At 72.7% G+C, this 11,495-nt stretch carries 10 protein-coding genes; 5 read left to right on the top strand and 5 right to left on the bottom strand.

Translation table 11 applies throughout. The annotated features are described in order from the left end of the window. Window position 1: 1 nt before the first annotated feature. On the top strand, window positions 2-1,258 hold the full coding sequence (locus SOM08_RS19840; protein ID WP_116960327.1) for an SAM-dependent methyltransferase: 1,257 nt from the start codon (window positions 2-4) through the stop codon (window positions 1,256-1,258). A gap of 58 nt (window positions 1,259-1,316) precedes the next feature. Then, window positions 1,317-2,072 carry a YoaK family protein gene (locus SOM08_RS19835; protein ID WP_116960328.1) on the top strand — a complete coding sequence of 252 codons (756 nt, stop codon included), beginning with the start codon at window positions 1,317-1,319 and terminating at the stop codon, window positions 2,070-2,072. 19 nt (window positions 2,073-2,091) lie between these two features. Here the strand turns inward: SOM08_RS19835 and SOM08_RS19830 are convergent, their stop codons facing one another. Continuing rightward, entirely contained in the window at window positions 2,092-3,780 is a 1,689-nt protein-coding gene (locus SOM08_RS19830; protein ID WP_322469575.1) for an FAD-dependent oxidoreductase, read from the bottom strand. 164 nt (window positions 3,781-3,944) lie between these two features. Here SOM08_RS19830 and SOM08_RS19825 point away from each other — a divergent pair, with 164 nt between their 5' ends. Continuing rightward, window positions 3,945-5,492, top strand: a complete 1,548-nt coding sequence (locus SOM08_RS19825; protein WP_116960329.1) for a BCCT family transporter — start codon at window positions 3,945-3,947, stop codon at window positions 5,490-5,492. Beyond that, complete coding sequence (locus tag SOM08_RS19820) at window positions 5,489-6,172, top strand: MarC family protein (protein WP_116960330.1); 684 nt, start codon at window positions 5,489-5,491, stop codon at window positions 6,170-6,172. The genes SOM08_RS19825 and SOM08_RS19820 overlap by 4 nt, the downstream gene beginning before the upstream one ends. Window positions 6,173-6,178: 6 nt before the next feature. On the opposite strand, the gene SOM08_RS19815 is transcribed toward SOM08_RS19820, so the two are convergent. Genes SOM08_RS19815 through SOM08_RS19800 form a run of 4 tightly spaced genes read right to left on the bottom strand, consistent with a single transcriptional unit; the run spans window position 6,179 to window position 9,203 of the window. Continuing rightward, window positions 6,179-6,466, bottom strand: a complete 288-nt coding sequence (locus SOM08_RS19815; protein WP_116960331.1) for a GNAT family N-acetyltransferase — start codon at window positions 6,464-6,466, stop codon at window positions 6,179-6,181. Window positions 6,467-6,479: 13 nt separating this feature from the next. Next, the gene (locus SOM08_RS19810; RefSeq protein ID WP_322469574.1) at window positions 6,480-6,890 is read right to left on the bottom strand and encodes an OsmC family protein; all 411 of its coding nucleotides are present in this window, start codon (window positions 6,888-6,890) and stop codon (window positions 6,480-6,482) included. Between the two features lie 4 nt (window positions 6,891-6,894). Next, window positions 6,895-8,064, bottom strand: a complete 1,170-nt coding sequence (locus tag SOM08_RS19805; protein WP_322469573.1) for an acyltransferase family protein — start codon at window positions 8,062-8,064, stop codon at window positions 6,895-6,897. 59 nt (window positions 8,065-8,123) lie between these two features. Then, the gene (locus tag SOM08_RS19800) at window positions 8,124-9,203 is read right to left on the bottom strand and encodes a patatin-like phospholipase family protein (RefSeq protein ID WP_116960334.1); all 1,080 of its coding nucleotides are present in this window, start codon (window positions 9,201-9,203) and stop codon (window positions 8,124-8,126) included. Window positions 9,204-9,269: 66 nt separating this feature from the next. Here SOM08_RS19800 and dinG point away from each other — a divergent pair, with 66 nt between their 5' ends. Further along, entirely contained in the window at window positions 9,270-11,489 is a 2,220-nt protein-coding gene (gene dinG / locus SOM08_RS19795; RefSeq protein WP_322469572.1) for an ATP-dependent DNA helicase DinG, read from the top strand. Window positions 11,490-11,495 lie beyond the last annotated feature (6 nt).

Here is an 11,495-nt window from a genome sequence, read left to right as displayed (position 1 = left end):
CATGTCCCACGACACCCCCTCCTTGCGGCCCGCCCCCCACCATGCGGCGCCGGCGGCGCCGGCGGCCACCCTGAGCGGCGACGCCTCGGGCCTGCGCCAGGCGCCGCTGCGCCGGCTGCTGTCGCGCGTGCGCGCCGGCCGTCTGCTCCTGACCCTGCCCGACGGCGCGCGCCTGCAGGCGCAGGGCGCCGCGCCCGGCCCGAGCGCGGAACTGCGCCTGCACCGCTGGCGCCCCTTGCTGCGCCTGCTGCAGCAGGGCGACCTGGGCCTGGCCTGGTCGTACCGCGACGGCGACTGGAGCACCCCCGATCTGGTGGCCCTGCTGTCCTTCGGGCTGGCGAACGAGGCCGCGCTGGACGGCGCCATCTCCGCGCCCGCGCCGGCGCGCTGGCTCGCGCGGCTGCTGCACCGCCTCAACGCCAATACGCGGCGCGGCAGCCGCCACAACATCGCCGCCCACTACGACCTGGGCAACCGCTTCTATGAGCGCTGGCTGGACGGCAGCATGCTGTACTCGAGCGCGCTGTACGACGGGCCGGCGGACTCGCTGGAGGCCGCGCAGGCGCGCCGGCTGGAGCGCATCCTCGGGCTGCTGGACGTGCGACCGGGCCAGCGCGTGCTCGAGATCGGCTGCGGCTGGGGCACGCTGGCCGCCACGCTGGCGCGGCGCGGCGCCGAGGTGGTGGGCGTCACGCTCTCGACCGAGCAGTTGGCTTTCGCGCGCGAGCGCGCCGCTGCCTGGGGCGTGGCCGATCGGGTCGATCTGCGGCTGCAGGACTACCGCGACGTCGAGGGCCGCTACGACCGCGTGGTCTCCATCGAAATGATCGAGGCCGTGGGCGAGGCCTATTGGCCGGTCTACTTCGCCACGCTGCGCGAGCGGCTCAAGCCCGCTGGCGTGGCCGTGCTGCAGGCCATCACCATCGACGAGCGCCGTTTCGAGGGCTACCGCGACAACCCGGACTTCATCCAGCGCTGCATCTTTCCCGGCGGCATGCTGCCTTCGCCCGAGCGCATGGCGCAGCAGGCGCGCCAGGCGGGGCTGCGCCTGAGCACCGAGCTGCGCTTTGGCCACAGCTACGCGCGCACGCTGGCCGACTGGCGGCGGCGCTTCCAGGCCGAGTGGCCGGCCATCGAGGCCCAGGGCTTCGACGCGCGCTTCAAGCGGCTGTGGGAGTACTACCTCGGCTACTGCGAGGCCGGCTTTCTGGCCGGGCGCGTCGACGTCGGTCTGTACCGCCTGGTCCACGAGAACTGAAGGCGCGCCTGGGGGCGCGGGACAATCGGGGCCACGACAGCGATCCCGGAGTGTTCCCATGCCCATCCAATACGCGCGATTCCTCGTCGGCCGCGAGCGCACGCTGGCGGCCAACCGCCAGGTGGGGCTGCTGCTGGCCTTCGTGGCCGGGGCCATCAACGCGGGCGGCTTTTTGGCCGTGCGGCAGTACACCTCGCACGTGACCGGGCTGGTCTCGTCCATGGCCGACCACCTGGTGCTGGGCGAGGGCGCGCTGGTGGCCTCGGCGCTGGCGGCGGTGCTGGCTTTCCTGCTGGGCGCCATGTGCTGCGCGGTGATGGTCAATTTCGCGCGCCGGCGCGCCATGGCCAGCGAGTACGCCTTGCCGCTGCTGCTGGAGGCCCTGCTCATCCTGTGCTTTGGCCTGATGGGCGCCTGGCTCGCGCGCTTCGAGGGCCTGCTGATCCCGGCCACCGTGGCCCTGCTGTGCTTCATCATGGGCCTGCAGAACGCGGTGGTGACCAAGCTGTCGAACGCGGTCATCCGCACCACGCACATGACCGGCGTGGTGACCGACCTGGGCATCGAGCTCGGCAAGCTGCTGTACTGGAACCGCGCCGAAGGGGCCCAGCCCGTGGTGCGCGCCGACCGCGACCGCATGCGCGTGCTGGGCGGCCTGCTGGGCGCCTTCGTGGGCGGCGGGGTGGTGGGCGCCTACGGCTTCAAGCGCCTGGGCTACGGCTTCACGGTGCCGCTGGCGGTGGCGCTCACGGTGGTGGCGCTGGTGCCGGTGTGGGACGACTGGCAGCGGCGGGGCGGGCGCGAGGGCGCTTGAGGCCGCGCCCCCGAACGGCTCAGTCCGTGCAGGCCACGCGGCGCCACACCGCCACCGCCTCGGTCGCCTCGCGGCCGCGCCAGGCCACCACCTGATCGGGCCGCACCAGCAGCAGTTGCCCGTCCAGCACGGGCGCGGCCTCGGGCTCCGAGGGGCAGCGCAGCGCCACGTCCAGGCCGCGCGCCCGTCCGGCCTCGGCCATTGCCTGTCCCTCGGCCCACAGCGCGGGTGGCGCGAGCACGGTCCACTCGAACCCCAGCTCGTCGAACAGCGAGCGCTCGCCGCCCAGCCAGGCGTGCGGCAGGCGGCCCCCGGGGTTGTTGGTGGGCTCGTAGTGGTTGGCCGCGTCGGGCGGGATGCGGCCGGGGTCGCTGAAGACCAGGGGCGAGCCGTCGCAGCGCTCGCCGAAGGTCACGCCGGGGATGTTGAACTCGCGCCGCACGTGCTCGTTGAGCACGGCGCTGGCGTGTTCGCGCAGGGCCTCGCCCTCGGCACCGGTGGCCTCGAGTGCGGCCGTGGTCTGGAACAGGCCGATGGAATCGGCGAAGCCGCGCGCGTAGTTCGTGTTGCGCAGGCCGATGGGGCGGCGCTCGGTCTCGTAGCTGTCCAGCAGCGCGGGGGCCGAGAGCCCTTTCAGCACCGATGCCAGCTTCCAGCCCAGGTTCACCGCGTCGCCCACGGCGGTGTTGTAGCCCAGGCCACCGGTGGGCGTGAACAGGTGCACCGCGTCGCCGGCCAGGAACACGCGGCCCTGCTGGTACCGATCGGCCACCAGCGAGTGGCCCGCGATCCAGGTGCCGGTGGACAGCACCTCGACGGGCAAGTCCATGCCGCTGGCCTGCGCGAACAGGCGCTTCGCGTCCTCGTGCGTCCAGTCCGACGGGTCTTCGTGTGCGTGCACGGCCGCGTGGAAGGCGAACTCGCCCTGGCCGTCCACCGAGGCCATGAAGACGCGCCGCTCGTGGTTCACGCTCACGTACATCCAGGCCACGTCGTGCGGCAACTGCTCGTAGAACGTGGGCGCGCGCAGGTAGACCGCGAACATGCGCCCGCCCATGAACTCGCGCTGCACACCGGTGGCGCCGCCGTAGGCGATGCCCAGGGCCTGGCGCACCACGCTGCGCGCGCCGTCGGCGCCCACCAGGTAGCGCGCGCGCACGGCCACGGCGGCGCCGCTGCCGTCGGCCGGGGCCACGCGCGCGTTCACGCCCTCGGCGTCCTGCTCGAAGTCCACCAGCCGCCAGCCAAAGCCCACGGGCCGGCCGGTGCGCGCCTCGGCGTGGCGGCGCAGCACCGCTTCCACGAACTTCTGCGACACGCGGTGCGGCAGCTCGGCCGCGTTCCAGGCCCCGCGCAGGCCGCGCACGTGCTCGCTGGCCTGCGCCGCCGTGGGCAGGCGAAGCCGCGCCAGCTCGTGCGTGGCGAATCGCGTGAAGTAGGCGATGTCGGTCGGGTGGTCGCCCGGCAGGCCCATGGCGCGGATCTCCTGCGCGATGCCGATGCGCCGGAAGTGCTCCATGGTGCGCGCCTGCGTGGCATTGGCCTGCGGGTTGAAGGCCGTGGTCGCCTTCGGGTCCACCACCAGGCAGCGGATGCCGCGCAGGCCCAGTTCGTTGGCGAGCATGAGGCCGCAGGGGCCGGCGCCCGCGATGAGCACGTCCACGTCGATCGTCGCGCCCGCGCGCTGGGCGTCTTGCAGTTCCTTCACCGTTTCTCCTCGGGTCTGATTCGCAGGGGCCGGCGCCGCGGCCTGGCCGATGCGGGATTGGACCGCCAGAATCGTCCCGGTGGCGCGGCGCGGGTCGCCTGGAAAAGAGTTTTCCAGCGGGCCGGGCGTGTATGGTGTGGCATCGATCTGGAGGAGAAGACCCCATGCAACTCATCGTCTCGGTCGGACTGATCCTGGCCATCGTGCTCTGGGGCGTGCTCTCACCGGCCTCGCTGGGCTCGGTGTTCGACACGCTGCTGGCCGTCATCACGCGCGATTTCGGCTGGCTGTACCTGTGGGTGGTGCTCGGCCTCGTGGTCATGGCCCTGGTGCTCGCGTTCAGCCGCTACGGCGACCTCAAGCTCGGCGGCGAGGACGAGGAGCCCGAGTTCTCGCTCGGCTCCTGGTTCGCCATGCTGTTCGCCGCCGGCATGGGCATCGGCCTGGTGTTCTGGGGCGTGGCCGAGCCGATCTCGCACTACGGCAACCCGCCGCCCGGCATCGCGCCCCAGACGCCCGAGGCCGCCAACGCCGCCATGCGCTACAGCTTCTTCCACTGGGGCCTGCACCCCTGGGCTGTGTACAGCGTGGTGGCGCTGGCCATCGCCTTCTTCCAATTCCGCAAGGGCGGCTCGGCGCAGGTGAGCACGGCGATCGAGTCGCTGCCCTGGGGTTTTGCCCGGCACCTGGGGCCGCTGGTCAATGTGCTGGCCGTCATCGCCACCGCCTTCGGCGTGGCCGCCTCGCTCGGCATGGGGGCCCTGCAGATCAACAGCGGCCTGGCCGCGCTGGCCGGCGTGCCGGTGGGCCCGGCCTGGCAGGTCGGCATCATCGCCGTCACCACGGTGCTGTTCGTGGGCTCGTCGGTGTCGGGCGTGGGGCGGGGCATCAAGTGGCTGTCCAACGCCAACCTGCTGCTGGCGGCGCTGCTGGCGCTCACGCTCTTCGTGCTCGGCCCCACGGTGGCGATCATCGATACCTTCACCACCACGCTGGGCAGCTACGTGAGCGAGTTCGTGCGCATGAGCCTGCGCATGACCCCGTTCCGCGACAGCGGCTGGGTGGGCGGCTGGACGATCTTCTATTGGGCCTGGTGGGTGAGCTGGTCGCCCTTCGTGGGCCTGTTCATCGCGCGCGTCTCGCGCGGGCGCAGCGTGCGCGAGTTCGTGCTCGGCACGGTGTTGGCGCCCACGCTGGCCGGCTTCCTGTGGTTCTCGGTGTTCGGTGGCACGGCGCTCACGCTCGAGGTGATGCGCGGCGTTCCCTTGTCCGAGGCGGTGAACGCCGATGTGTCCACGGCGCTGTTCGCGATGTTCGAGGCCTTGCCGCTGGGCGGCGTCATGAGCGTGGCGGCCACCGTGCTGGTGGTCGTGTTCTTCGTCACCTCGGGCGATTCGGCCACGCTGGTGCTGAGCATGATGAGCACGGGCGGCGACGAGAACCCGCGCGCGCGGGTCAAACTGATCTGGGGCGCGCTGATCTCGGGCATCGCGATTTCGCTGCTGCTGGCCGGTGGGCTCAAGGCCGTGCAGACGGCCACCATCGTGTTCGCGGTGCCGTTCGCGGTGGTGATCGTGCTGATGGCCGTGGCGCTGTGGCGCGGCGTGCGCGACGACTGGGCCGAGGAGAACCGCCGCGAGCGCGCGCTGCGCCGGCGCATGCGGGAGATGGTGGAGCCGCCCCAGGGCGGCGACGGGAAGAGGGGGCCATGAGCTTCGAACTGAGCCTGGCGTTCGGCAAGAGCTTCCTGTTCGTCTTCGCCGCGCTGCTGCCCATCCTCAACCCGGCGGCCACGGCGCCGATCTTCCTCGGCCTCACCGAGGGCGCGTCCGAGCGCACGCGCGCCATGCTGGCGCGCAAGATCGCGCGCAACATGTTCGCGCTCATGGTGGGCAGCATGCTGGTGGGCTCGCACGTGCTGGCCTTCTTCGGCATCTCGCTGCCCATCGTGCGCGTGGGCGGGGGGCTGATCCTGGCGGCCACCGCCTGGCGCCTGCTCACCGCCACGCAGTCCACGGCGGACAGCCGCACCGAACTGGCCGACGCCTTCACGCCCGAGATGGCGCGCCGCCAGGCCTTCTACCCGCTGACCTTTCCGATCAGCTGCGGCCCGGGCTCCATCGCCGCGGCCATCACCGTGGGGGTGTCGCTGAGCAACGACCGCGTGGGCCTGGCGCTGGCCAACATCGGCGGCGGCGTGCTCGCGCTGCTGGTCATCGGCCTGCTGCTGTACCTGGCGTTCCGCTACGCCGAGCACCTGCTGCGGCCGCTGGGGGAGGCCGGCGCGATCATCTTCCTGCGCCTGTCGGCCTTCATCCTGCTGTGCCTGGGCGTGCAGATCGTGTGGGACGGCGTGAGCGAGCTGGTGCGCGGGCTGATGAGCAGCCTCTGAGCGGGCTCAGACCAGCACGTCGCGGATCGACGGGTCCTTGTCGAACTGGGCCTTGGCGAAGGGGCACAGCGCCACGACCCGGGTCTTGGTCTCGCGCGCCCAGGCCACCAGCGCGTCGAGCAGCTGGCGCCCCGCGCCCTGGCCCTTGAGGCGCTCGTCGACGTGGGTGTGGTCGATGATGATCAGCGTGGGGTTGGTGCGGCTGTAGGTCATCTCGGCGAGGCGCTCGCCGCCTTGCGGGATGAAGAAGGCGCCGGTGCTGCCGGCTTCCTGGTGTTCGATGGAATGGGTCATGGAAAGGGTCGTGTCAGGTGGGGCCGCCGTCGATCCGCTGGACGGGCACCCCTTGCCGCAGCGTGTTGTGCACCTCCGCCACCGCATCGGTTTCGCGCAGCAGCCGGGCAATGGTGTCCGGTGGCGCGGGCGACTGTACCCGCGCCCGGTAGCGCACGTCGCGCGCGGCCAGGCCGATGCCGGCGAACTCGGCCTCGGCCTGCACCTCCACCCGCTCCAGCACCACGCCCAGGCGCGCGGCCTCGCGGTACAGGTCGTTGCAGTAGCAGGTGGCCAGGGCGAGCATGAGGAACTCGCCGCCGTTGGTGGCCGAGCCGCCGCCCGCGGCCTTGGCCGCGACGGCCAGCGTGTGCTCGGCGTCGCCCGTGCGCAGAACCACCTGGTGCTGGCCCGGTGCGTGGGTGAGCGACGCCGAAATGCGCATGGGTTCAGGCCGGTTCGCGCGCGGGCCCGCGCGGGCGCCGCGGGTGGCGCTTGCCGTTGAGCAGCTGGCTGATCCCGCCGTGGCGCACGAACAGCGCATAGCTGCCCAGGCAGACCAGTGTGGTGGCGGTGATGTTGAGCGCGATCTTGGCCGCGGCGGGCAGGGGCTGCTCGAACAGTAGGGCGCCGAACAGGATGGTGAGCGGGTAGTGCACCAGGTAGACCCAGTAGGCGCTGTCCGCGAGGTAGCCCAGCACCGCCTGGCGCGAGGACAGCCAGCGCAGGGCCAGGCCGATGGCGGCGAAGCTCCAGAGCCAGGCGATGCAGTGGTAGCTGTACCCGATCAGCAGTGCCGGGCCCTGGCGCAGCGCCACGGCAAAGGCGATGAGGTAGCAGGCCAGGCCCGCCACCGCGTAGCCCGCCCAGTGGCGCTGGAACCGCGCGAACAGCTCGGCCTGCCGCCCGTGCAGCATCAGCCCGAAGACGAAGAAGCTGCCGTAGTAGAGCCATTCGTTCCACTCGGGCAGGAAGGCGCCGGCGGGCTGCAGGACAGCGTTCGGGTAGGCCGCGCTGGCCAGCAGCAGCGGCAGCGCCAGCGCCAAGCAGGCCCAGGGCTGGCGCGCCAGCCAGGCCAGCGCCGCCTCGGCCGGCGCGAACCAGGCGCGCGGCAGGCGCCACAGCGCGGCGGTGAAGACGCACAGCCACAGCAGCATCCACAGGAACCACAGGTGGATGGTGTTGGGGCCGCCCAGGATGGGCAGCTCGGGCAGCACGCCGGGGTCCAGCCCCCAGCGGTGCAGCACCATGCGGTTCATGAAGAACAGCGCCGCCAGGCCCGAGGCCAGCCAGAGCGGGGGCCAGAAGAGCGCGAAGGGCAGGCCCAGGCGCAGCAGGCGGTGGCGCAGCAGGCCGTCGGGGCCGCGCGAGCGCGCCAGCAGCGCCGCGAAGAAACCGCCCAGGATGAAGAAGGCCGGCATGCGAAAGGCGTGAATGGACGACACCACCACGTCGGCCACCAGGGTGCGCTGCTCGTCGCGCCAGGCGTTGGGCAGGTGCTGGGTGGCGTAGATGGCCTCGACGTGCAGCACGATGCCCAGCCACATGAGCAGGGCGCGCAGGTTGTCCAGCGCGTGCAGGCGCTGTCCGGTGCTCGGAACGGGCGGGTGTTCGCTCATTGGGCGGGCACATTAGCAGCCCGCCGGTGATCGCGCCACCCCGCGCTGGGGACGGCCGCTCAGCCCGTGCCGCCGCCCGCGTCCGTCTCCAGCGCCAGCGTGCCGCGCACGCCCAGGTCGGCGCGGTGCCGCGCCAGCCAGGCCTCGGCCGTGCCGCGGCCCTGCTGGAACAGGCGCTCGAGGAAGGCCGGATCGGTGCGCGTCTTGCTGCCCGCGCCCAGGGCGGCCAGTTCGGCGCCGCCATCCACCCGGTGCAGCCGCAGCGCGGCGATGCGGCGGAACACGGGGCTGCGCAACTGCCGCGCGACCCAGCCCTCGGCGGCCAGCAACTCTTTGAGCAGGGCGATGCTGCGCAGCTCCTTGATCAGGCTGGCGTTGAAGGTGACCTCGTTGATGCGGTCCAGGATCTCGCTCGCGCGCACCGGCAGCGCCTCGCGCGCGGCGGGGTTGATCTGCACCAGCAGCAGGTCATCGCCCGGGCTCTCCAGCAGCGGCAGCAGCGAGGGGTTGCCGGCGTAGCCGCCGTCCCAGTAGGCCTCGCCGTCGATCTCCACCGCCTGGAACAGCAGCGGCAGGCAGGCCGAGGCCAGGATCACGTCGGCCGAGAGCTCGTGCTGGCGAAAGATGCGCAGCTCGCCGGTCTTCACCCGCGTGGCGGCGATGAAGAGCTGGGTGCGGTGGCAGGCGCGCACGCGGTCGAAATCCACCGTGTCGCGCAGGATGTCGCGCAGCGGGTTGAGGTTGAGCGGGTTGAGCTGGTAGGGCGAGGCCTGCGTGCTGAGCCACTGCGCGTAGGAGCGCACCGGCCCCAGCCAGGGCGCGGCCCAGGGGCTGTCCGGGTCCAGCCAGGGCGCCACCGGCGCGGACTCCAGGCCGCCGAAGGGGTTGATCTCGCCCACGCGCGTCCAGAACCGCCGCAGCGCGGCGCGCGCGCCGTCGCGCCCGCCTTCCATCAGCCCGCTGGCCAGGGCGACGGCGTTCATGGCGCCCGCGCTGGTGCCGCTGATGCCGGTGAGGCGCAGGGAGGGATCCTCCAGCAGGCGGTCCAGCACGCCCCAGGTGAAGGCGCCGTGCGAGCCGCCGCCTTGCAGCGCGAGGTCGATCGGGGTTTTGTTGGCGGGAACGGCTGGCTTGGTCATGGCCCATTGTTGCACCGCAACATGAATCCGGGGCCATTCCCGGGCTCGGCGACAATGCCCGGCTCCATGATCAATGCCGAGCACCGCGACGACCCAGCGAACGCCCCCCAGGGGGCGCTGGCGCGCGAGGCGATCGCCCTGGCCGCATTCGACCACGTGGTCTCGCACGCGCCGGGCTTCCGGGCGCGCCCCGGGCAGCGCGAGATGGCCGCCTTCATCGCCGAAACCCTGGCCGGCGTGAAGCTGGGCGACGACAGCGTCTCGGGCGAGGCCGGCGCGCCCGAGCGCGGCATCGCCGTGGTGCAGGCCGGCACCGGCGTGGGCAAGTCGGCCGCCTACGCGGCCACGGTCATCCCGCTGGCGCTGGCGCAGCAAAAGCGCGTGCTCATCAGCACAGCCACCGTGGCGCTGCAGGAACAGCTCGTCAACAAGGACCTGCCCGCGCTGGCCGCGTTGCTGCCCCAGCCGTTTGCCTACGCGCTGGCCAAGGGGCGCGGGCGCTACGTCTGCCGGCTCAAGCTGGACCAGCTGGCCGGCGGCGATCCGCAGGACGCCGACCTGTTCGGCGAGGAAGGCGCCGGCCCGGCCGGCAGCGCCGCGAAAGACGACTGGGCGCAGCGCGCGCGCCAGTACGCGCAGTGGACCATCGCGCTCGACCAGGGCGACTGGAACGGCGACCGCGACCGCCTCGACGACCCCCCCGAGGCCGCCCTCTGGGCGCCCGTGGCGGCCGAGCGCCACACCTGCACCGCGCGCCACTGCCCGGCCTACAACAGCTGCAGCTACTACCAGTCGCGCAACCGGCTGGCGCAGGCGCAGGTGATCGTGGTCAACCACGACCTGCTGCTGTCCACCCTGGGCCTGCACGCCTTGCCGGCGCCAGCCGACTGCTACCTGGTGCTGGACGAGGCGCACCACCTGCCCTCGGTGGCCCAGGGCCAGTTCACGTCGCAGATGGACCTGATGCGCGCCGGCTGGCTCGACCCGCTGCCCAAGGCCTTCGAGGAGGTCGCGCGGGCCATCGCGCACCGCCACGACCTGGACCTTGCCGAGGCCACGCGCGGCGCCAAGGCCGCGCTGGCCGACCTGGCGCGCCTGGGCATGGACCTGCTCGGCCCGGCCGTGCGCGAACACCCGGCCGAGGCGCCGCCGCTGGTGCACCGCCTGGACGCGGGTGCCCTGCCGGCCGGCTGGGCCGAGCCCCTGGCCCAGCTGCAGGGGCACGCCCAGCGCCTGCTCAAGCTGGCCGAGGCCCTGGCCACGCAGCTGCGCGCCAACGCGCGCGACAACCCTGGCGAGGCCGCGCGTTGCGCCGAGCACTACGCGCGCATCGGCCGCTTCGCGCCGCGTCTGCAAAGCCTGCACGACACCACCAGCCAGTGGCTGCTGCTGGCCAGCGAGGGCGCGCCGCCGCAGGCCAAGTGGATCGAGGCCCGCGTGGAGCGCGGCATGGTGGCCATGAGCGCGCACGCCTGTCCCTTGCAACCGGGCAGCCTGCTCAGCGGCCACCTGTGGCGCCAGGTGCGCGGCGCGGTGGTCACCTCGGCCTCGCTGGTCACCTGCGGCGGCTTCGACCACTTCCTGCACGAGGCCGGCCTGGCCTGGGACACCGCCGTGGCCACGCGCGAGGTGCAAAGCCCCTTCGACCACGCCAGGCAAGGCCGCCTGGTCGTGGTACAGACCCGCGCCGACCCCAAGGACGTGGACGGCTACACGCGCGAGATGCTGGACCTGCTGCTGGCCGACCTGCGCGAGGTCCGGCGCGGCGCGCTGGTGCTGTTCACCTCGCGCGCGCAGATGCGATCGGCCCAGCAACTGCTGGAACGCGGCGAGCACGCGCGCCTGCGCGAGCGCGTGCTGGCGCAGGGCGAGGCCTCGCGCACGGTGCTGCTCAAGCGGCACGCGCAGCGCGTGGGCGAGGGCGAGGCCTCCATCCTGTTCGGCCTGCAGTCCTTCGGCGAAGGCCTGGACCTGCCGGGCGAGTTGTGCGAATGGGTGTTCATCACCAAGCTGCCCTTCGCCTCACCCAGCGACCCGGTGGGCCAGGCGCGCGCCGAATGGCTCAAGAGCCAGGGCCGCGACCCGTTCAGCGAACTCGTGGTGCCCGCCACCGGCGCGCGCCTGCTGCAGTGGACCGGGCGCGCGCTGCGCACCGAGACCGACGAGGCCACCGTGGTCTGCTACGACGCCCGCCTGCTGCGCCAGGGCTATGGCCGGCGCATGCTGCAGGGCCTGCCACCCTACCGCCTGCAGCGGCGGCAGGCGGGGGTGACGGCCGACGTGTGAGGCCGC

Origin of the sequence: Hydrogenophaga sp. SNF1, assembly GCF_034421675.1 — a bacterium.
Taxonomy (GTDB): domain Bacteria; phylum Pseudomonadota; class Gammaproteobacteria; order Burkholderiales; family Burkholderiaceae_C; genus Hydrogenophaga; species Hydrogenophaga borbori.
This window is presented reverse-complemented; position numbering and strand designations above follow the sequence as displayed.

Bases quoted from the DNA above. Each gene is read 5' to 3' on its own strand.
- SOM08_RS19840 (WP_116960327.1), top strand. From the start codon at position 2: ATGTCCCACGACACCCCCTCCTTGCGGCCCGCCCCCCACCATGCGGCG.
- SOM08_RS19835 (WP_116960328.1), top strand. From the start codon at position 1,317: ATGCCCATCCAATACGCGCGATTCCTCGTCGGCCGCGAGCGCACGCTG.
- SOM08_RS19825 (WP_116960329.1), top strand. From the start codon at position 3,945: ATGCAACTCATCGTCTCGGTCGGACTGATCCTGGCCATCGTGCTCTGG.
- SOM08_RS19820 (WP_116960330.1), top strand. From the start codon at position 5,489: ATGAGCTTCGAACTGAGCCTGGCGTTCGGCAAGAGCTTCCTGTTCGTC.
- SOM08_RS19815 (WP_116960331.1), bottom strand. From the start codon at position 6,466: ATGACCCATTCCATCGAACACCAGGAAGCCGGCAGCACCGGCGCCTTC.
- SOM08_RS19810 (WP_322469574.1), bottom strand. From the start codon at position 6,890: ATGCGCATTTCGGCGTCGCTCACCCACGCACCGGGCCAGCACCAGGTG.
- SOM08_RS19805 (WP_322469573.1), bottom strand. From the start codon at position 8,064: ATGAGCGAACACCCGCCCGTTCCGAGCACCGGACAGCGCCTGCACGCG.
- SOM08_RS19800 (WP_116960334.1), bottom strand. From the start codon at position 9,203: ATGACCAAGCCAGCCGTTCCCGCCAACAAAACCCCGATCGACCTCGCG.
- dinG (WP_322469572.1), top strand. From the start codon at position 9,270: ATGATCAATGCCGAGCACCGCGACGACCCAGCGAACGCCCCCCAGGGG.